The sequence below is a fragment of the Paenibacillus sp. J22R56 genome (assembly GCF_056269375.1).
The window spans coordinates 286,925-307,735 of record NZ_JBWDNV010000003.1 but is presented as its reverse complement, the minus strand read 5'-3'; the positions used below and the strand labels follow the sequence as shown (position 1 = coordinate 307,735).

At 48.1% G+C, this 20,811-nt stretch carries 23 protein-coding genes; 5 read left to right on the top strand and 18 right to left on the bottom strand.

Features of this window, described 5'->3' with window-relative positions:
* Positions 1–22: 22 nt before the first annotated feature.
* The 10 genes from AC0YNT_RS09355 to AC0YNT_RS09310 form a co-directional block, all read right to left on the bottom strand.
* Complete coding sequence (locus AC0YNT_RS09355) at positions 23–640, bottom strand: TetR/AcrR family transcriptional regulator (protein ID WP_475804328.1); 618 nt, start codon at positions 638–640, stop codon at positions 23–25.
* Between the two features lie 161 nt (positions 641–801).
* Positions 802–1,536 (bottom strand): polymer-forming cytoskeletal protein, encoded by a 735-nt coding sequence (locus AC0YNT_RS09350; RefSeq protein ID WP_475804327.1) that lies wholly within the window; start codon positions 1,534–1,536, stop codon positions 802–804.
* Between the two features lie 18 nt (positions 1,537–1,554).
* Positions 1,555–2,226, bottom strand: a complete 672-nt coding sequence (locus tag AC0YNT_RS09345) for a polymer-forming cytoskeletal protein (protein WP_475804326.1) — start codon at positions 2,224–2,226, stop codon at positions 1,555–1,557.
* 17 nt (positions 2,227–2,243) lie between these two features.
* On the bottom strand, positions 2,244–2,873 hold the full coding sequence (locus AC0YNT_RS09340) for a YhbD family protein (protein WP_475804325.1): 630 nt from the start codon (positions 2,871–2,873) through the stop codon (positions 2,244–2,246).
* Positions 2,874–2,981: 108 nt separating this feature from the next.
* Positions 2,982–4,079, bottom strand: a complete 1,098-nt coding sequence (locus AC0YNT_RS09335; RefSeq protein ID WP_475804324.1) for a glucuronyl esterase domain-containing protein — start codon at positions 4,077–4,079, stop codon at positions 2,982–2,984.
* A 23-nt stretch (positions 4,080–4,102) separates the two neighbouring features.
* Complete coding sequence (locus AC0YNT_RS09330; RefSeq protein ID WP_475804323.1) at positions 4,103–5,341, bottom strand: MFS transporter; 1,239 nt, start codon at positions 5,339–5,341, stop codon at positions 4,103–4,105.
* Positions 5,341–5,772: a MerR family transcriptional regulator gene (locus AC0YNT_RS09325; RefSeq protein ID WP_475804322.1), complete on the bottom strand. Its 432-nt coding sequence runs from the start codon at positions 5,770–5,772 to the stop codon at positions 5,341–5,343. Before AC0YNT_RS09325 ends, AC0YNT_RS09330 begins: the two co-directional genes overlap by 1 nt.
* A 190-nt stretch (positions 5,773–5,962) precedes the next feature.
* Entirely contained in the window at positions 5,963–6,931 is a 969-nt protein-coding gene (locus tag AC0YNT_RS09320; RefSeq protein ID WP_475804552.1) for a quinone oxidoreductase family protein, read from the bottom strand.
* Between the two features lie 28 nt (positions 6,932–6,959).
* Positions 6,960–7,469, bottom strand: coding sequence for a GntR family transcriptional regulator (locus tag AC0YNT_RS09315; RefSeq protein WP_475804321.1), 510 nt, complete (start codon positions 7,467–7,469; stop codon positions 6,960–6,962).
* Between the two features lie 286 nt (positions 7,470–7,755).
* Positions 7,756–8,742 carry a phosphotransferase gene (locus AC0YNT_RS09310; RefSeq protein ID WP_475804320.1) on the bottom strand — a complete coding sequence of 329 codons (987 nt, stop codon included), beginning with the start codon at positions 8,740–8,742 and terminating at the stop codon, positions 7,756–7,758.
* 142 nt (positions 8,743–8,884) lie between these two features.
* On the opposite strand from AC0YNT_RS09310, the gene AC0YNT_RS09305 reads away from it, so the two are divergent.
* Complete coding sequence (locus AC0YNT_RS09305; protein WP_475804319.1) at positions 8,885–9,718, top strand: pentapeptide repeat-containing protein; 834 nt, start codon at positions 8,885–8,887, stop codon at positions 9,716–9,718.
* A 93-nt stretch (positions 9,719–9,811) separates the two neighbouring features.
* Here the strand turns inward: AC0YNT_RS09305 and AC0YNT_RS09300 are convergent, their stop codons facing one another.
* The 4 genes from AC0YNT_RS09300 to AC0YNT_RS09285 all read right to left on the bottom strand — a co-directional run bounded on the left by AC0YNT_RS09300 (position 9,812) and on the right by AC0YNT_RS09285 (position 13,889).
* Entirely contained in the window at positions 9,812–10,669 is an 858-nt protein-coding gene (locus AC0YNT_RS09300; protein WP_475804318.1) for a M15 family metallopeptidase, read from the bottom strand.
* Between the two features lie 83 nt (positions 10,670–10,752).
* A complete protein-coding gene (locus AC0YNT_RS09295) occupies positions 10,753–11,850 on the bottom strand; it encodes a sensor histidine kinase (protein ID WP_475804317.1) in 1,098 nt (365 codons plus the stop codon).
* Positions 11,834–12,538, bottom strand: a complete 705-nt coding sequence (locus tag AC0YNT_RS09290) for a response regulator transcription factor (protein WP_475804551.1) — start codon at positions 12,536–12,538, stop codon at positions 11,834–11,836. The genes AC0YNT_RS09295 and AC0YNT_RS09290 overlap by 17 nt, the downstream gene beginning before the upstream one ends.
* A gap of 178 nt (positions 12,539–12,716) precedes the next feature.
* Positions 12,717–13,889, bottom strand: a complete 1,173-nt coding sequence (locus AC0YNT_RS09285; RefSeq protein WP_475804316.1) for a YhgE/Pip domain-containing protein — start codon at positions 13,887–13,889, stop codon at positions 12,717–12,719.
* 179 nt (positions 13,890–14,068) lie between these two features.
* On the opposite strand from AC0YNT_RS09285, the gene AC0YNT_RS09280 reads away from it, so the two are divergent.
* Entirely contained in the window at positions 14,069–14,686 is a 618-nt protein-coding gene (locus AC0YNT_RS09280; protein ID WP_475804315.1) for a TetR/AcrR family transcriptional regulator, read from the top strand.
* A 35-nt stretch (positions 14,687–14,721) separates the two neighbouring features.
* On the opposite strand, the gene AC0YNT_RS09275 is transcribed toward AC0YNT_RS09280, so the two are convergent.
* A complete protein-coding gene (locus AC0YNT_RS09275) occupies positions 14,722–15,642 on the bottom strand; it encodes an aminoglycoside phosphotransferase family protein (protein ID WP_475804314.1) in 921 nt (306 codons plus the stop codon).
* Positions 15,635–16,168 (bottom strand): hypothetical protein, encoded by a 534-nt coding sequence (locus tag AC0YNT_RS09270; protein WP_475804313.1) that lies wholly within the window; start codon positions 16,166–16,168, stop codon positions 15,635–15,637. Before AC0YNT_RS09270 ends, AC0YNT_RS09275 begins: the two co-directional genes overlap by 8 nt.
* A gap of 231 nt (positions 16,169–16,399) precedes the next feature.
* Between AC0YNT_RS09270 and AC0YNT_RS09265 the strand changes: the two genes are divergently transcribed.
* Positions 16,400–17,464 carry an LLM class flavin-dependent oxidoreductase gene (locus AC0YNT_RS09265; protein ID WP_475804312.1) on the top strand — a complete coding sequence of 355 codons (1,065 nt, stop codon included), beginning with the start codon at positions 16,400–16,402 and terminating at the stop codon, positions 17,462–17,464.
* 57 nt (positions 17,465–17,521) lie between these two features.
* Here the strand turns inward: AC0YNT_RS09265 and AC0YNT_RS09260 are convergent, their stop codons facing one another.
* Positions 17,522–18,316: a phosphotransferase family protein gene (locus AC0YNT_RS09260; RefSeq protein WP_475804311.1), complete on the bottom strand. Its 795-nt coding sequence runs from the start codon at positions 18,314–18,316 to the stop codon at positions 17,522–17,524.
* 11 nt (positions 18,317–18,327) lie between these two features.
* Entirely contained in the window at positions 18,328–18,972 is a 645-nt protein-coding gene (locus AC0YNT_RS09255; protein ID WP_475804310.1) for a sterol desaturase family protein, read from the bottom strand.
* A 158-nt stretch (positions 18,973–19,130) separates the two neighbouring features.
* Here AC0YNT_RS09255 and AC0YNT_RS09250 point away from each other — a divergent pair, with 158 nt between their 5' ends.
* Together AC0YNT_RS09250 and AC0YNT_RS09245 are read left to right on the top strand one after the other, a co-directional pair.
* Positions 19,131–20,336, top strand: a complete 1,206-nt coding sequence (locus AC0YNT_RS09250; protein ID WP_475804309.1) for an MFS transporter — start codon at positions 19,131–19,133, stop codon at positions 20,334–20,336.
* Between the two features lie 103 nt (positions 20,337–20,439).
* Entirely contained in the window at positions 20,440–20,805 is a 366-nt protein-coding gene (locus tag AC0YNT_RS09245; protein ID WP_475804308.1) for a FlxA-like family protein, read from the top strand.
* Positions 20,806–20,811: the final 6 nt, after the last annotated feature.

Genomic DNA, 20,811 nt, shown 5'->3' with positions numbered 1-20,811 from the left:
TCCTTAGCTGTCTATGTGTGGCTTAAGGATTTTTCCATAGATCTATTGTAAAATCCACATTCTCTTCCATGTATTTATAAACATCCGGTTCATTCAGAAGCTGAATGCCAACCGATTTGCTCATAATCGCATGTAAGCTTGTGGACAAGAATTGTCTGGACGCTATCCGAAAATCAAGATCACGAATCTCGCCTCTCTCATGCCGGTCTTTCAGAAAATCTTCGAAGATGGCGCTCTGCTCGCGGAGCAGCGTCGTCAATTGCTCAGCTTCTTCAAAGCCAAGCAGCTCGTTCTCACGGAACAAAATCCGTGTCAAATCCATATCCGCCGTAAATAACTCGTATATCCGGCGCTTGATCGTCATCATCGCGTCTTTTAGATCCAGATCCTCGATGACGCGGTTAATCTGCTGTATTTCTTTTCTACGGTGCTCGAAGCTTTCACGTAGCAACACCGACATGATTTCACGCTTACCGCCCGGAAAATAATGATAAAGGATACCGTCTCCCATCCCGATCTTCCTCGTGATTTCTCGTACTGGGGTGCCATGGTATCCTTTTTCTGCAAACAATGATTTTGCAGCTTCTAGTATTTTTTCACGCGTTTCAGCCGCTTGCTCTTTTCGGATGTTGCGAGACATCGTCGCCACCTCCTTCGCAACAATTCTTACTTCGTAAGCATCAAATTGTTTGGCGACAATTCTTACTCGTAAATATAAATTTCACTGAACGATCGCACAGCGAAATTTTAGCGCAAGGCCGATGTGATGTCAATCGATCTGCCAAAACATCACAAAATCGCCTAAACTTTTCGTTTATCTTTTACGACGGCGCCTTTTTTTTGTTCGAATTGTTCCTTATATTCGACAAATCCAATCTCACAGCCAGGTCCGATCACAACTTTGTTCCCTCTTACTATATCAGCAATTGTGTTTTCCAAATAGATATGATCTCCTTCCAGAACTGACACTGTAAGCCTTGCGCTGGAAGAAGGTTTAAAAAACAAACTGAGCGGATGCAGAAGACTCGCTTTCCGGATTGTGATCTGACCGCCGCCTATCTCATGCGCGCTGCAATCGCGGTACAGTTTAATATCAAGCTTTCCAGCATTAAGCAAGCCTCCGATTTCGAAGATGCCTTTTGCTGTAAATACTTCTGCCTCACAATCGCCTAGCGTCTGCAAACTGCCTCTTAGACGTATTTTCTCACCGTATATATGATCTTTCGAATCAATCGTCCCCGATATTCCCAGCTCCCGAAGACGTGTGATTCCCCCAACGGTAACGGTGCCGGATGTCTTAAGTATCCCGCCCTGCAGTCCACCCTTGACATCGCATGTGCCAACTACGCTCATTTTATCCACCAGAATTGAGCCGTTAACCTCCAGTGTTCCAACACACTTCAGCTTATTGCAGTCTGTATCGCCCTCAATACCGCCTTCTCCAACAATCTTAACGCTGTCATAAGGCCCTCCCATCACACTGGAGCTGCCAGTAATCATTAGATTTCCTCTGCTAATTTTTTTAGTCTGGTTCATATGATCGCCTCCACCCTCTTATACTTGAACATGCTTAATGATCTTGGAGCTGCTGTGCACATCAAGACTTTGCTTGTATTCCACATTGCCAATCGTGCAGCCCGGACCAATCTTAACTTTCCCGCCGCGCACCATATCAGCTGTTGTATATTCAAGGTATATATGGTCGCCTTCAATAACTCCCGCATTCAGTTTATTGCTGAATGGCCCACGAACGGATTGCAGCCACTTGCCGAAGCCCTTGCTCGACATCTCACGGATTTGAATATCTTCGCCGCCAATTTCTTCAATACGGCTTGAGCCCTGCAAGCTGAGCTTAATCTGCCCTGCGTTGAGCATCTCCATTTGCATTCGTCCATTTGCTTCAAAGGTTTCTGACTCACAGTTGCCCTTCACCGTCACCATGCCGTTCATCCGGGTATGCTCACTGATCATGTGGCCTTCTACCTTCAGCTTGCCTTCAAGGTTAAACTTATTGGCATGAAGACTGCCGTGTATCGTAACGATTCCATTAATAGCCGCTGTCACGGTTTTCAGGCTGCCTTGAAGATCGCCTGTGCCATCGACTCGAAACTCCGTGCAGTTAACATCTCCTTCGATTCTTCCTACTCCTTCGATCTTCGCCAAATGTACATCACCGCCATTCGACTTTCCGATTCCGGTAATAATCAGTTTTCGTTTATCTATCATATAATTGTGCACCTCCGTTATATCGCCATTAACTTCAATTTTAATTGCTCGATTAGACCCGGCACATCCACTCTGAGGATGATCTTTACTCCGCTTTCGAAATGAATTTCACTACCGGCAGCGACAAGAAAGAACACCGATACGCCCATCTTACGAAGCAGAATCAGATCACACTGCTGTTCTCTGAACTTTTTATAGTGCTCAAGGAAGGTAGGGATCAACGTCTTACCTTCTTCGAGACTGATCTCGCCCGTCTGCAGACAGTAATCGAGAATGTAAACACATAGCGTCTGCTCGAACGTATACAGCTCCGATTGCCCGATATAGGCCTCTGCTGTTTTCGCCGCATTTGTCGAAACAATGTTTCGTTCTATTAATTGCTTCATGGGGATCGAAATCGCCTTCGAAGCCGGTGAGAACATATCTGCAAGCTCATCTAAGGAAAGATCATCCTTCATATGAACAATTTTATCGATTCTGTCTAATATTTTCTGCTTTGGGAAAAATGTTTCTTGCCCAGTGAATGCTGATTTGCGGATAAACCACTCCTCAGGCAGCAGGTTTTTACGCTTCCACCGGTATAGCTGCCCATAAGAAATGCCAGTAAGCTCCAGCAATTCCTTCTTAGATATCAATTCTTCTTCCATAATAACGCCTCCCTCACCCTTAATATAACATAACATTGTTACGTTGTTAAGCTCGAAAAGAAGCCGTTCACAGAATAGTCTTCTGGAACGGCTTCTTTTAACATTGTATTAGCCTTGCCAGGGCTCGTACAGGTTAGATTTGAAGTCGCAGCTAACCGGCTGAACTCCTCTTAAGCGCCAGTCACAAAACTCGAGCAGATGGTCAAGATCCTCCTGCGTTCGGTTATGTCCGCCAGCTCGGTACGCGATACCAATCTGCTCGGCTGCACCAAGGAAATCAAATACCCGCTCCGCCTCGGCGTAAGAGACATACATCCCTTCGGGATTCACCCAATCATCCTCGTATCCGCCTGTTAAAAGCAGTGCCCTCGGCGCTATTAGAGCCGCCAGCTGATGCTGGTCGAATGGCAGTTCCGCTGGGTCCTTGAACTGAAGAAAGGCTGTGTTAAACCAATGCGCCTCTGCTTCACTATGCAGCGCTTCAAGCGGCTCACTTCTGCCGGCTGTTCCCCAAGGGTAGTTTTTCCCTTCGAAAGAGTGCCGGAAGGAGGCCATTCCTCCCGCTCCCGAAGCATGAGGATTCACAAGCGTGAATCGCTTGTCCATCATCCCAATAACAAGGCTGGCTTTGCCCCACCTGGAGAAGCCGGTAATAATGGTTCGTTCCGCGTCGAGATTAGGATAAAGATGCTGCTGAAACGCATCCATAACTTTTCCCGCCGCCCAGCCTAAAGCAACAAAGATACCTGGATCTGCCTTCTCCGCTGAGTATGGATACAGAGTGAAGAAAGCTCCTGTTCTTGCGGAATTGTCCGAAGCGATCTCGGCTGGCAGCAATGTAACTACTGCATAACCGCGTTTGTTCGCCTGCTCGATGTGATTCGTCACAGCAGTACCTTCCGGGTGCCAACCCTCTAATGAGCCAATCGAGAAGATGACCGGATAGGGTCCTTCCAACGCACAATCTTCAGGCGGCAAGCTAAGCCTAGCGGTAAAGACAGCCTGAGCATCTCCCTGCTTAACATGAACCTGTAATCCCTGCTCTGTTTTGACATAGGATACCTGTTCATCCGATGTATCGGGCATAACGCCATACATATAATAATGAAACAGCTCTTGCAGTTCCTTCGAGCGTTCTTCCCAGTCGGCTTTCGTTAGAACACGTCGGCCATCCTGGAATGTAAACGAATCAGGCAGTTTTCGCATGGTGCTGCACATCCTCCCATGAATTAATGACCACTTGCTTGGTCGACATGCTTCACATGCTTATGATTCACCAGGATGAACAGCACAGATAAGATAACGAAGCCGGCACCCACATAGAAAGGAATATGAGGGTTATACCATTCTGCCAGCTTGCCGGCGAAATAAGGCGCGATCGCTCCGCCGATAAAGCGCAGGAAGCTGTATGCCGCAGAAGCGGTGGAACGTTCAATCGGAGCTGCATTCATAACACCAGTCGTAATTAACGTGTTGTTGTTCCCAAGCAAAGCACCTGCAAAGATAACACTTGCGATAATGACCCATTGTGTATCGGTCCAGATCGCCATCGCAAGCAAAGTAAGGCCAAACAGCGTCAGCATAACCGCCATCGATTTGACAGTACCGAATTTCCGTTGCAGCCAAGGAGCCATAAATACGGAAGTAACGGCAAGCAGAATCCCCCAGCCGAGGAACACATAGCCAAGCTCATGAATACCTAAGCCCATTACAAACGGAGCATAAGCCATCAGCGTAAAGAAACCAAAGTTATAGAAGCAAGCTGTCAGACCAAAGACAACAAGCGGACGATGTCTTAATGCCCGGAATGGGTCAAGCAGAGACGTTTTTCTGACATTCGCAGCAGATGCTTTTGGCGCTCCTGCTGCTTTGGGCATCATAAAAGTAATCGCAAGAAACGCGATAACCATCAGGCCGGAAACCCCAAGAAACGGGCCTCTCCATGAGATCGAACCAAGCTCACCGCCAAGCAGAGGACCTACCGAAATACCAATACCAATAGCGGCTTCATAAAGAATGATTGCTTTTGTCACGCCGCTTTTGGACAAGGATACGATAGCAGTCAAAGCCGTTGCAACAAAGAAAGCATTACCGAGACCCCAGCCGGCACGGTAGCCCACAAGTGCCCATATGTTATTCGACAACCCGCCTAACAGCGAAAAAATCGCAATAATGACGACACCAAGCAGAAGCGTCCATTTGATGCCAATCCGTGAGGTCACAACACCAGTAATCAGCATAGCTACCGCCATAACCGCATTGTAGCTGGTGAACAATAGGCTTACTTCACTAGCTGATGCATGCATCTCTTCGGCAATAGCTTTCAGGATCGGGTCAACAAGACCAATCCCCATGAATGCGATGATACCTGCGAAAAAGACTGCCCATACCGCACGGGGCTGGCTGAAAAACCCGCTTTTCTCTTCTGTTAACGAATCTGATTGAGATGAATTTGCCACGCTCATCATCACTCCTGTTTATATTTCGATTTAGCTTCGGTAATTTTACCCTTCAAGAGGTTAATTTCCGAACGCATATTTTTCATTTTCTCAAGCTTTAGATCAATCAGCTCCAGCTGTCTATCAACTGTCTGTTCAAGCTCATTGATTTTCTGCAGCCGTAATTCCCTGTCTTCCGTCTGTTTGATCTCATCACGCTGATTAATGAACTCCTCGCTCATCGAAACGTACTGCTGCAGCTCCTGCAGCGAGAAACCAAGCACGTCCCGTGCATTAATAAGCTTCTTAAGCCGCTCTACGTGAGCATCGGTATACAGACGAAATCCGCCCTCACTTCTATCTGGAGGAGTCATCAGCCCAATCTCCTCATAATAACGAAGCGTTCGCTTCGTTAAGCCAACCATCTTTGCAACGTCCTCGATTTTGTAAAAGATTTTCATCGCCTCTTTCCTTGCTTTCTGTACCTTTACGATACCACCGGATTAATGTTAACGTCAACGTTAACTTTATAAAATTGACATTAGCTCCTTCTTTTTCCTCTATTGATAAGATGTCCTACTTGCAGCCGCTCCATTCGGTAAAAAAGCCAGGATCACTCCCTCACTGAGAGCGTCCCGGCTTAGCTGATACTTACGGAATAAGAATAATTTTACCGGTGCTTTGCCGACTCTCCAGCAGACGGTGTGCTTCCGCGCCATCCTGAAGGGAGAACGCTCTAGGCGTTTCCAGCCTCAGACTCCCGTCAAGCAGCCCGTCAAACAAATCCGTTGCACGGCGGATTCGATCCTCCCGCGTTGTTACATGATTCCACAGATCGCCGCCGGTTAATGTTTTCGACGAGTCCATCAACATCCGTGGATCTACGAAAGACGGATCTCCTCCCGCCATCCCGTAGAAGACGACCGTCCCCTTGGTCCGCACGGCTGAGAAGCTGTCCATCAGGGTAGAACCAACTGAATCATAAGCAACCGTTACGCCGTCGCCGCCTGATGACCAGCTCTTGGCCGCTTCTACCCAATTGCTATTGTAGAGGAATACCTCGTCTGCACCAGCTGCCAGCGCAGCTCCCTGCTTCACCTCTGATGAGACAAGCCCAAGCACACATGCTCCTTGCCGCTTCGCGAGCTGCAGCAATAGCTGTCCAACGCCACCGGCTGCAGCATGGACAAGTACCTCATCTCCCGCCTGCACCTTGTAGCTGTCATGTGTCAAATAATGCGCCGTCATTCCTTGAAGCAATACTGCTGCTGCTGTCTCAAAGCTGATATCCTCAGGAAGCGGAATGGCCTTCGCGAGCGGCACCTGCACCAGCTCTGCATTTGCAAATGGCACATCGCAGAAAGCGATGCGGTCACCAGGCTTCAGCCCTTCAACCTCTGGGCTAACCTCTTCAACAACGCCAGCTCCCTCATAACCCAATAGATAAGGAGGTTCACCCGCCAAATGATAGTTACCCCGTCTGCGATAAATATCCGCAAAGTTCAGCCCAATCGCCTTCATTCTTACCAATACTGTTCCTGGCTCAAGCGATGGTGTTTCAATTTCCTTATAGACCAATACCTCCGGCCCGCCAAACTGTTCAAATACTAATGCCTTCATCATGCTGTTCATCTTGCTGCCCCCGGGGTTAAAGTTTCGTTAAATTTAATTCGATCATCCGCTTCTTGCCTTGAATCAGCATCTGGTCCATAATCTCACGGATTACATCATATTCACCTGCACTTAGATGATCCAAGATGCTCCGGCTGATCTTACTCGCCGAGAAATGCGGTATATGTGGAGTCTTCTTATATCCAACAATCGAGAACCGCAGCATCTTGTCCTGCAGGGCATCAAACATCTCAAGCACGACCAAATTACGCGATGCGGCAATCAGACATCGGTTGAACTGATAGAAATGCTGAAGGTAGTCGAAATAACCGACCCTTTCCGTCGCCTCGATCTGCCCTTGGAGATGCCTCTCCATCGCAGCAAGATCCGGCTTCTCCCCCAGCTCAGCCACTGCCTTCAGCGCCATCCGTTGAAAAGCATGCTGAACCTCCATCATATCAAGTATTTCCTTTAACAAGACTTCTTTTACAAAGATGCCCCGATTTTGAATGGCGCTCACATAACCCTGCGACTCCAGCTGTGACATAGCGTATCCTTCGTTGAATAGATTTTTTAGGGGATACGGGATCTGTTTGAACATCATAGGTAGACATTTTCTGAAGCGTATAAGGAAAATCAAATCTGTTCATGTCCTCAAGATATTCTTTAATCATCCGGTCACCTTGAAGAAATTGTTCACTTAGCCTATACGATTCTTCTATGCTGGATGGAACCATCTCATATGATTGCTTCGTCCCGAGATCCACCAATCACTCCTGATATGAATACAAGGAGAAGGGTTTAAAAAGCCTCATGTTATCCCCCTATCCTTCTTACTCCCCCATAAGCCCCGCCTCACGAAACTCTTTCAGGAAGTCGTTCAGCCAATCCACATCGAAGTCAAGAATCCCAGATTGGGTAGGAATGAAGAGCACATCCAGACTCATGATCCAAAGTCTACGTACGAGCACGAACAACTCTACTGCCTGCTCATCTTGTTCCGAGAAAGGACGAATCGATCGGTATCCTGCTAAAAGTGCGGCCCAAAGAATGTCTTTGTTCTCTGCAGACTGCCGCTTTCTGATCCGTACCTGTGCCAGATCGTAGGCTCGCCAGCCAGGTGCGGACCACTCAAAATCAAAATGCGTAAACCCTACATCTGTCTCAAACGCATTATTGTTGCCATGCATATCGCCGTGGCAGATGCCCCAGTCCAGTCCTTCTGCAGTGATTGTGGCAACTGTCTCCTTCAAGACATCTGCATATTGACGCAGAAAAGATGCAGCTTGATGCTCCTCCCCAATATAGCGAATGATTCGCTGCAGCGGCTGTTCAATAAGGAACTCGATATCCAATTCTCGTCGCGGCAGCTCTATTTTCACCCGATCCATGGCTTGATGCAGTTGTGCAGCTGATTGTCCAAACGCATAACAGATATCTTCATCCTGAAGCTTATTTTCCGTCCCCTCGACATAATAGAACAGAACGGCAATACGTTCTCCCTCAGGTGCAGCAATGATCGAATAACAGCTCCCATCAGCCTTCGGCACTGGGGACGCTGTGGAAGTTACCGACTCTTTCAGCTGTTCCTCCAATAGATTCAGCAGCTCCATCTCATAAGCCGCATCCTCTTCACGAACCTGCTGACGATAGACCCGCAAAATATAGGTTCCTTCTTCCGTTCGAACCCTGTATGTATCATTTAAGCCACGTAGAAAGTAAACACATTCAGTCCAGCGTCCAAGCGTATATTGTCCACTTAGGACGTTCTCCAAATATTCTGGAGCGAGCACCGAGCTGACAGCCATCTGAGTAGTCATGATCAATCGTTCCCCCTCATCATTTCCTCTATCATAAACGACCACAACTTCCACATAAAGGAATATAATTGTTTTTTCCCTATATCCCTCACTTTGCATCTTATAAAATAAAGAGAATAAGAGAGTAAAAGGAGGGAGTCCGATGCTCCTTGACCGTAAGGATTTAAAAGGGGATTGTGAGCGCTGCTTTGGCATATGCTGCGTCGCACTTCCTTTTGCCGCATCCGGGGATTTTGCAATCGATAAACTCAGCGGGCAGCCCTGCCGCAATCTGCAGGAGGACTTCAGATGCGGTATTCACAATAAATTGCGGAAGCAAGGCTTTCGCGGTTGTACCGTATATGACTGCTTTGGTGCCGGTCAAAAGATTTCACAGGCTACTTTCGGTAGGCGCGACTGGCGGCATAATCCACAAACTGCGAAGCAGATGTTTGACGTTTTCCCTACCCAATGGCATCTTCACGAGCTGCTCTGGTATTTGACCGATGCACTTGAGAAGCAAGCGACCAAGTCCATTCATACAGAGCTTCGAGAGGCAATCGAGGAAACCGAGCAGTTTACCTACTTAAGCGTTGAAGCATTGCTGGAGCTGGATGTCGCCGCCCACCGCGCGAAGGTGAATACATTGCTGCTGAAGGCAAGCGAGCTTGTTCGGGCGCAAGCGCCTCAGATCAAGACGAACGTTCGGTTCAAAAAAGTGATCGGACGTGGTGCAGATTTAATCGGTGCCAAGCTTCAAGGTATGGACCTTCGAGGGGCTAATCTACGGGGAGCTTATCTCATCGCCGCCGATCTCCAGAATGTTGTCCTCCGCCACGCGGATCTCATCGGAGCCGATATGCGCGATACCGATCTAAGTGGAGCGGACTTACGCGACACTCTATTCCTTACCCAGGTCCAGCTTCAGTCTGCAAAAGGCAACTCCAGTACCAAGCTTCCACCGTCCTTCGTCTATCCCGCTCACTGGAACAAATAAAGCCGGTCACGTCTTTGACGATAACCGGCTTACTTCATTTGTGTTTTAACCTTGATCAACAAAAAAAAGCGCACCCGATGTGCGCTTTTCCCCTTATTCATACACCGTCACAATCACACCGTCATAATTGTTACCGGAAATATCATATCGCTTGCCTTGCGGTACAGAGACTGTCGCACTGTCGCCCACAAGCGGATAATAAGTGACCGTATATTTTTGCCCGTCGATGGTGATGGATATCGCCTTTGTCTGCTTAAGCTTGTCCAAATATTGCTCTAGCGTAAGATCCTGCTCCTGCATAATCGCGCTATGCGCCACACCAACATAACGGAAATGCCACGGCTCGTACTGGATGCCCGTTATCTCTTCTTTCCCTTTCGGATAGCGCAAAATGAACCCATATTCGGCCGAATGCTTCTTCAGCCATTTGCCTTCTTCTGCTTCGTCCATCTTTGCTTCCGTTGAGCCAATATCAAGCGACACCCCAAGATTATGCTCGCTGTGATAAGCCGGCAGGGCATAGTCATGGCCCATATCGCGATAAAGCTGATCCTGCTTATCGGCATCTCGATAACCGCTGTTGATCAGAAAATGCTCAACACCGTCTTCTTTTGCCCCTTCCACCATCTTGCCAAACGACTTAACGACCGATTCCGACAGCTGAACGGATTGATCCAGCAAGCCGTAACCCTTCACCAGATCTTGACGGTTCGAGAGCGAGACAATATCGGAGCGGATCCCTTCGGGATGCAGCGCATAGTCGGTATTAACGAGCAGCAGATCACCCTTATAAACCTGTTCTTTGCTGACGGTAATCATTTGGCCGTCCTGCGGCGGCTCCGATGCATCATCTATTTCAACCTTGCTGTCATCGGCATCTTCTGTAATATAGTGTGAGACGCCATAGCTGAGAAGAATAACAAGTAAAAACGCAAAAACCCACTTCCTCATGTTCCATTCCCCTTTGCTTGTTCATGCAACTAAGAATAGCGTTCACTTTTTAAGAAGAAGTGGGGAAAAAGTTAAAGTTTTTCTTAAATTGGTAATCGAACCGTAAAAATGGTACGAATAGCACTGCTCTCTACGGTGATCCTGCCTTGATGCTGCTCGACGATATTTTTAACAATAAATAAGCCAAGCCCCGTGCTTCCTTCCGGAGATCTGGCGCGATCGCCGGTGTAGAACATATCGAATAGATGTGGCAGATCCTCTGGCTTGATCAACTCGCCGTAATTGATCACTTCAACGACAGCCTCACTGTTCTCGATCCGCCCTTTCACATCCACATATTGGCCATCCTGTCCGTAACGGGCGGCGTTCGTCAGCAAATTCTCGAATACCCGCGCGATTAGCTCGCCGTCTGCTTGCATCATCAGTTGAGGAGGGAGCTCCAGCCTCGCCGTTAATCGGTTCTTATTGAACAATGGGTAGAGCTCTTCGTTTAGCTGCAGCAGCAGCCCAGATAAGTCAATCGCCTGCTTGTCCAGCGTTAGCTTGCCATAATTCATTCGGGTCACCTCGAATAACTCATCAATGAGCCGTTCAAGACGCTGCGACTTATTAAATGCAATAGTGGCAAAATGCTTCATCTGCTCGGGGGTCAGCTGCTCATCCCGAAGGATAAAGTCCAGATAGCCCAGTACCGATGTGAGTGGTGTACGAAGATCATGCGCTAGATTCAAGACGAGCTGATGCTTACTGTTTTCCGCAAAATCTCCCCGCTCGACGGCCTTCTGAAGCATTTCTCCCGCCGTATTCAGGTCATTGGCAATGATACCAAACTCATCGTTCGAGGAGATCGATACGCCCCCCTTGAAATCGCCGTTCGCCAGCCGATGAATACCGCTCGATATTTCTTGAAAGTAGGCCACATAAGGCTTGGTAAAGAGATAAAAGAGCAAGAACGATAACGGCAGAAAAACGATAAGGAAGAAATTCAAATCACCAATGTCATAAATCCAGCCACGAGCTTGAGCGATTGGATCATCCGCATAGCGGACCCTCGAGTTATAGTACGACTGCAACAGCCTGTATAACAGGAAAGTTATTGCGCCAGAGATCAGCAGACTCATGACGAACAGCTCAATCATCCGGGTCCGGAAGCTTCGCGTCTTGTTAGCCTTGGAAAGCATAACCGACCCCCCAGACGGTTTTGATCCACTGCTTCTGCTTGTCGTCCTCGCCAAGCTTTTTGCGCAGCGTCCGAATATGTACCATCACCGTGTTGCCGCCGCTCTCATAATAAGCCTCGCCCCATACCTGTTGAAAAATATGCTCCGCACTGAACACCTTTTTGGCATGGCTCGCCAGCAGGTACAGGATATCAAACTCTTTAGGCGTGAGCTCAATACGGTCATTGTACAAAGTAACGGTGCGCTGCTCGAGATCAATGGTCAGCCCTCCTGCGACAATAGTCGCTTGATTGGATGGTGAAGCCGGTTGATTAAGCTGCTTGAACCGCCGCAGCTGGGCATTTACTCTCGCAAGCAGCTCCATCGGATTAAACGGCTTTGTCATATAGTCGTCGGCTCCCATAACGAGGCCTGTTATTTTATCGAAGTCGGATGTCTTGGCACTTAGGAAAATAATCGGCATCCGATACTGCTGCTCCCGGATGACACGAATGACTTCGTAGCCGTCCATATGCGGCATCATAATGTCGAGAATTACCAGATCAATACTGTTCCCTTGAACGAGACGGACCGCTTCCCTGCCATCGGCAGCCTTCAGAAGCTGATACCCCTCTTTGCCCAAATGGAGTGCGATCAGTTCTGCAATATCCGGGTCATCCTCCGCGATTAATATCGTTGTTCGCTGCATCCCCATATACTCAGTCCTTCTCATTTCTTATTTATTCCAAGTTTTATTGTAACCTCTAAGCCCCGCCATTACACGAAAAAATGAAGCAGGCAAAGAAAAAAGGCTGTCCCACTGGGCAATGTCATTAAGTTAAGTTAACTTAATGACATTGTCCCCTAGGGACAGCCTAACCTTTAACTTACGCTGCAGCGGATTGTGCCGCTGCGGCTTTGCCTTTTTTCACACCTGCAGCTAAGAGGAGCACCAAGCAGCCGCCGGCAATGCTCCAAAGCACTGCAGCATTCGTGCTGACGGCCTTCAAACCGCCGAAGTACATAATTTCGCGCAGTCCACCAGCAACGAAGCGAAGCGGAGTCCACGAATACAGCAGGTTTTGTGTTGTATCCGACAGGAATTCTTGCGGCATGTTCAGGATCGGCATCGAGAAGAACATGAGCAGCACGAGAATCGCCATAGCCGGGAAACCAATCCAGTTGAGCAGCATGGACTGCATCAAGTAGAACGCTGAGCCTCCGAGCCATAAGAACAACCATGTATCTACAGCAGACGTCAGCTCCATGCCATACCATCCACTTGCCATCCATACGAGGAAACCGGATGCAGCGCCAACCAATACGATACCGATAATCGGTTGCAACAAATGCGCAGACCACTTACGACCAGTCGCCTTCTTAGCGCTGCCGCTTGCAAGGAACAGGATCATGGCACTAACTAAGCTGCCCATCCACATAATTTGCGTCAGCAGGCCCGGCGCATTCCCGCTAGCATTGTTCGTGCCGACGGGATGGACGGTTTCTTCGTCCACCTGAATCGGAGTGAGCAGTGCTGTTGCTGCATCTACTGATATTTGGTCCGTACGCTGGGACATCTGCTCCAATGTGGACTTCGACATCTCAAGAGAAACCATCTTCATTACTTGACCAAGGCCTTGCTTCACAACGGTCGCTGCCTGCGTATTCATCCCGTCATTGCTGATAATACTCACAGTAGCCGGTGTTGGGGACGGTCCCATCAGCGAAGCCACACCAGCACTCAAATCTGCGGGCAACACCAGCGCCCCATAATAGTCACGGGAGTCGAGCCCTTTGCGAGCCTCTTCCTCAGAACCAACGATTTTCCAGCTGATCGGCAGCTGTTTATTTGACGTTAACTGCTCCTTCAGCATTTCACCAACAGCAAGTTTATCACCAGTTGGCAGATCTACCGGCTGATCGAGTACGACCAGCGCAACGGGTACATGTTGAGGTTTTGTGCCAAGCACAGATCCCATCATCGCGAGTCCAAATACCCCAAGTACAACGATAACGATCAGAATTCCGATCCATAGTATTTTTTGCTTAAAGATAGCCATTTCATCCCCATCTCCCTATCTCTATAAATGAACAATGTGTTGATTAATGATCACATTGTTAATTATAATGAGAGACAGATGAAATATACAATAATCATTCCTCACCGTCCTGTTCATTAATCATCACATAAGCAAGCAAGTGTTCATAAACGCAGCAAAATTGCAGAGGAGTCAAAGCCATGTCAGAGAAAATCGACAGGAGAAAGGCAAAGACGAAGCAGCAGATCTATGAATCGCTTATGGTTCTAATCGGGGAAAAAGGCATCGATCATGTTACCGTCACAGATATTACAAATCACGCGAACCTGAATCGAGGAACCTTTTACCTGCATTACCGGGATGTTCCCGATATGCTGCAGCAATTGAAGGAACATGTATTCAAGAGTATTGAGCAGTATGTGATTAAATTGAACTTCCGCAAAGCAATGGAATATGCCGACCGCGGAGAGCCTTATCCACTAGGTATCCAAGTCTTTGAGGAATTTGCCAAGCACGCGGACTTCCTAAAGGTGATGTTTGGGCCAAACGGCGACCTTTCTTATGCGATCCAATTCCGTAAGCTCATGGCTAACCATATTTATGAGAAGGTCAGCATTCCTGATGCTACCAACTTGAACGTACGGCGAGACTATGTTGTCGCGTATATGACCTCGGCACATTTCGGTATGCTTATGCATTGGCTTGAATGTGATCTGGATCAAACGCCTGCCCAAATGGCCTCGATTATGATGAATGTTGCCAATTATGGACCGTTCGTCACATTTGGACTGAAGGAAATGCCTCAGTCCAGGCCATAAGCAAAGAGCCCTCACTCAAGTGAAGGCTCTTCTTATTATTGTTGATACGAGCTGTACCACTTTGGCACAAGCAGGTCAAAGCCATCATGGTCATCCCATACCTTATTTGTTCTGCTAAGCATGTCATCCAGCTCCTCCGGCTTGACGCGAAGAATCCATACAATAGATGACAGGATGGTCATCGCGGTATAAAGCGAATACAACGCCCAGAATGAATCATCAGGCTTTCCGTTCTCGTAATAGCCATCGATTTGACCGACTGTAAACGGAATACTAACCTCCACGCTGAAGAAGCCTGCCTTCAAAAATTCATGTACGGGATCTCCCCAGTCAAACCGGTTCACATCAATGACACCGGATAGCCTTCCGTCCTTCACAATCAAATTACCCACGTGGAAATCATCATGCTGCATGTTGTTTGGGCGATTCTTCATAAGCAGCAAATTAGCTTCTATAAAAGAAAACAGCTTGTCCTCAAAAGCCAGCTTGACTCCAATTTGTTCATAACGCTCCCGATATCGCTTATATTTCGCAACCGTACGGTCATACCATGGCTCAATTACATCTGGTGCATGAATCTGATGGATTTTGCGAAGCTCCACTCCCGCTTGCAGACCAATCTCGTATTGCTCACTTTCACTTAAGAGCGGCAGCTCGTCAGTCCCATCACCACCATCGATATAGGACAGCAGCATATAGCCTAGTGCATGGTCCTGCAGAACACCAATAGCGATCGGCCGCGAGCAAAGCACATCCTGATCCCTCATCTGCTTGAGCACATGGAATTCCTGCTGCTTACGCGCTTCCTCTTCAAGTGTATAAGTCCGGAGAAGGTATAGCGGCTGATCGTCACGATCATAAGCGATATATTTACTGTCGCTGGAATACCCCTTGTGAATCAGCTCCAGCCTTATACAATCTTGAAGCTCAGGGACTATCGCAAGTAAATCAATCATTCCTGTTCTCTGCCTCCGGTAAAAAGGTTATAAAATCTTCCGCATGAGCGCGGATATATTGAGCCAGCCGGTGCATGCTGCACGGCACCTCCGCCTGGAAACTTCTGTAGCATTCCTGAACCTGTTCATTCAGATCTTCCTGCTGCACCAAATCCTTGAACGTCACTTCACTTAAGTCACGGCCTTTCTGCAGGACATGAATGTCGAGCAGCACCCGAAGCTCTTCCAGAATGACTGACATTTCCTCGTTATCAAAGTACTTGAGTGCTTTCGTAACGCCTTCCCAATAGCCAGGCTGGCTGAGCATTTGAGCCGTCCAGCAGTACAGCTCCATCGGTGATTGCTTGGCATGATCGAACCAAACACCATACATGAACAAGGCCTGCTGTGATGGGTTCAGCCCGGCAAGTGCCTGCGACTTCACCGCAGGACTCTTCCCGCGAATCTGCTCCACGATTGGCCCCATGCATGCCTGCCTTAATTCATCATCACCAAGCACTTCGAATAACTTTCTGCTTATCGTCACGAACAAAGTTAACACCCCGTTTCATAAAAAAGATACGCGAAATAACCGAATTTGTTGCACACCTGTATGTAATTCCCCAATGGCTAAAGTTCGAATTTCATATCTCTACCCTGATTCGATCATCCTAAGACAACTGTCTTTTTGTGCCCTACTTCCGATAATCTTGCTAACTATAATTGAGAAACTCTAAAAAAATTAGTACACTAGAGGAAATGAAGGAGGCGGACTTATATGACCGAATCAGCAGTCAATTTTGAACTAGGCATTAGTACTTTTCTAGAAGCAAAACCTTATCCGGGGATGGGCGGGGCTTACAGCCATGCCGAACGGATCCGTAACAGTGTCGAAGAAATGATCCTGGCCGACCAAGTTGGTCTTGATGTTTATGGAATTGGAGAGCATCACCGCGCAGATTATGCAGCGAGTGCACCTCATGTTATTTTGGCGGCAGCAGCCTCACAGACCAAGCATATTCGCCTCTCAAGCGCAGTTACCGTATTATCCTCGGATGATCCGGTCCGCGTCTACCAAGGATTCTCCACGGTAGATGCCATCTCGAATGGACGAGCTGAAATTATGGCTGGAAGAGGGTCGTTTATTGAATCCTTCCCGCTGTTTGGCTACAGCTTAGAAGACTATGATGAGCTGTTTGATGAAAAGCTGGAGCTGCTGCTTCAGATTACGAAAGAAGAGAAGGTCACCTGGCAAGGCAATCACCGCGCTGCAATGAATAACTTAGCCGTCTATCCGCGTGCGGTTCAGGAGCAGCTTCCAGTCTGGATTGCGACTGGCGGCAACCCGCAGTCGGCAATTCGTGCGGGCGCACTTGGTCTGCCAGTATGCTTCGCTATTATTGGCGGCATGCCGGAGCGATTTGCTCCACTGGTTGAACTGTACAAGGAAGCTTACATTCGTGCAGGCCATGATCCGAAAAAAATGCAGATCGGCACGCACTCGCATGGCTTTATTAGTGATACAGAACAAAGAGCGGCAGAACTCTTCTACCCTGCCCAGCAGGCGATGATGAATGTCATTGGCCGTGAACGCGGATGGCCTCCATACACCTTCGAAGCATTCGACGCGGCGCGCAGCCTGCGTGGGGCTCTCTATGTCGGGGAAGCCGAGTATGTAGCGGAGAAAATTATTTTGCTGCACAAAAATCTTGGCCTCACCCGCTTCTTCCTGCATGTCGACACCAGCTCGATTCCGCATAAAGATATGCTTCGTGCGATTGAGCTGCTTGGCACCAAAGTGGCGCCTATTGTCCGCAAGGAAATTGCCGCGTCTTCGAAATAAGTGAAATTTTCAAAAAAGCCTCCCCTTCTGCTTCACATAGCGGTAGGGGAGGCTTTTTTATTTCAAGGCTTGCAGCTGCTCATCGATATACGCAAGCAGCCACTCTTGCTCGTATGGTACCCGCTCACGAAGTCTTGCAGCGGCGACTGGCAGCCGCCAGCGGTCGATATCTGTCAGGCTCGCTCCTGTGATCCTGCAATATTCGGTCAAGTAATCATTGTTCAGTTGATGGCTAAACGCTGGACTAATAGAGATCGGCGGCATCGCAAGGAATGGCGACAAGAAGATCATTGATGTTCTGGCGACATCGCATAGCGGATCTCCCCTATTGGCATCCATCCAATCAATGGCCGTCAGTTGGCCATCTGATTGCAGAACGTTATCTGGATGCAAATCACCATGACAGATGTATTCTCCTTCCGGCAAACCTTCTAACACCGTTAGCAACAGATGAACTCTTTCTCCCAAGAAGGGAGCAGACTGCTCAATAAACTGTGCCAACCGATCCTTTTGCCGAGGCAGCTTATCCGTCTTGCTGCGATGGATGCTTGCATGCAGCCTCGCAAACACTTCGCCATAATGCTTTACCCGTTCAGGTTCACTTAGCATACTTGCGGACAGGGATTGGCCGGAGATTCTCTCATACAGCAGCCCGCTTCGCCCATCAACCTCCAACTGCTCATAAACAGCCGGTGCAGGTACGCCCGCCTGATGTACGGTCTCACCTATTTCCGCCTCGTATGTCATCCAATCCTTCGGAATACCCTCATAATAGAGCTTCAGCGCATACCTGTCGCTCCATTCATATACTTCAGCGGTCATGCCTTTACCGATTAAAGTCCCTTTTCGCATACTTACCCCTTTCAGGACGACAGCGTTTGCCCGCGCTTCTCCAAATTTTTCACCGTATCACTCGTTGGCACATCCTTCTCATCCTTGAGCGTTCCGAAGAGAGCATCCACTAGCGGTGTAGATACGCCGTACCAATAATTCTCGTTCTTAAAATGATGCAGCAGATGCATCCGCTTATTCCATTTCCAGAACTTTGACTTCGGCTGGATGGGCCGATGCGCCACATAATGCTTCCACTCATACACAAGCAGCATCGCAACAAGCCCTGCGGCGAAGGCAAAGGTAATGTCAATCATCCCCGTAACCAGATAGAACAACAGCGCAAACGCGCCAAGGTTCGGCAAGCTGTACCAGACCGGCAGGAATAGAAGCTTCAAATCATGTGGATCCGTGTGATGATCATAATGCAGCCGCTTCAGAAATTTTAGGAACAACGGATTCCTGGGGGCCTTCAGATGGAAGAAGAAACGATGAGTCAAATATTCGCTGAACATGAAACCAATAAGCCCAATGAGGAAGAACACCAAGCTATAAATCGTGAATTTCTCATAGACAGCCATTGCACACAGGCCAATCAATACCACCGTCATAATCATAATATCCGCATGCAAAAAATATTCACGATAGAGCCCCTTTTTCCCCACCTTTAACCCCATCCCCTTTTTGCAGATAATGTAAGCCCTTTCTTGTTTATCATACCAGCAATTCCTAGCCTTCAGCACAAAAAATGTTCTTGCTTATATGCCTTTGAAGCGAAATAATAGGGGTTATTATTCAGCACGGTGCTCGCGCAACAGAAAGGTTGGCTTTACAAATGGAAGTCTCACAACGATTAACCAGTAATAAAGGATCACAAGGGCAAGCCTCCAAAGAGCGTTTCCCTATATCTGTTCTATCCCTTACCATTGGCGCCTTCGCCATTGGGATGACGGAGTTCGTCATCATGGGTATTCTCCCGAATGTGGCAAATGACCTGAATGTCAGCATCTCCTCTGCAGGACAGCTGATTACGATGTATGCCCTCGGCGTGGCGGTTGGTGCTCCAATCATGACCATCTTGACCAGCCGTATCCCGCAGAAAAAGCTGCTATGCATCCTTATGCTTCTCTTTATCCTTGGCAATGGGTTAGCCGTCGTAGCTCCAAACTACGCGGTGCTTATGGTCGCCCGGATGATTACAGCCTTAACGCATGGCACCTTCTTTGGTGTTGGTGCTGTCATCGCCTCTAATCTCGTAAGAGCGGATAAGCAGGCCGGAGCTGTATCCATTATGATGGCAGGACTCACGATAGCCAATATTATCGGCGTTCCGATCGGTACCTATATCGGACAGAACTGGGGCTGGCGGGCTTCTTTTGGCTCAATTGCGGTCATGGGTGTTCTTGCGCTAATTGGCATTATGATCTTTATTCCAAAATTACGGCTGAGCAAACAGGTCAGCCTGATCCAGCAGCTCTCCGCCATAATCAGACCTAAGCTGCTTGTGTACCTGCTTATTACAGCACTCGGCAACGCTGGGCTATTCGCCGTATTTACGTACATTGCGCCTATGCTGACCGATATTACAGGCTTCGCTGAGCATAGCGTTACCTGGATTCTTATTCTGTTTGGCATCGGCGTAACCGTCGGCAACATTGTTGGCGGCAAGCTGGCGGATTGGAAGCTGATGCCTTCCATCCTTGGCCTTTATCTAGCGATTGCCGTTATTCTGACGATCTTCACCTTTACCATTCATAATGAAATAACAGCGGTTATTACCATCTTCCTATGGGGAGCAGCATCCTTTGCGGTATTCCCGGGACTTCAAGTACGCATTATGAGTCTGGCACAGGCAGCACCTGCCCTCGCCTCAACGTCCAGCCATTCGGCCGGCAACCTTGGCAATGCAGCCGGTGCTTTCATTGGCGGCTGGGTTATTACTCATATTGCTCTTGGTGCTCTTCCATGGATCGGTGCGATTCTGGCTGGTTCTGCTTTGATCCTTGGTTTACTCAGCTATCGCACGGATATTAAGCAATAAAAAGGACATTCAGCTAACTTTCAGACTGTGTTCATGCTCCGTTCATCTTCCAAACCGATATACACCATGTGAACGTAGATCGTACATGGAAGAGGTGAACACATTGAATATTTCATCCGTATCGCAAAGCTCATCATCTTACTCTTCAAGCAGCGCTTCAGACACGACTTCCCTGGAGAAACAACTCGAGAGTCTTGAGAAGCAGCTCAAGGAAGTCGCTCAAAGCAAAGATGATGCTAAAACAAAAGAAACAAAGACGCAACAGCTGCAACAGCAGATTCAACAACTTCAGCTGCAAATTGCGCAAAAGCAATCAAAGGCAGCGGATCAGACGGCTAATCAACAAAGCTCGAATCAGCAAAACATGAATCAACAAGGTGCAGCAAGCAACCAGCTTGGCGTCAACATGATCCGTAATAACCAGGCTCTTAACGGCACTACCGGCAACACGATTGATATTCGTATTTAACAAACA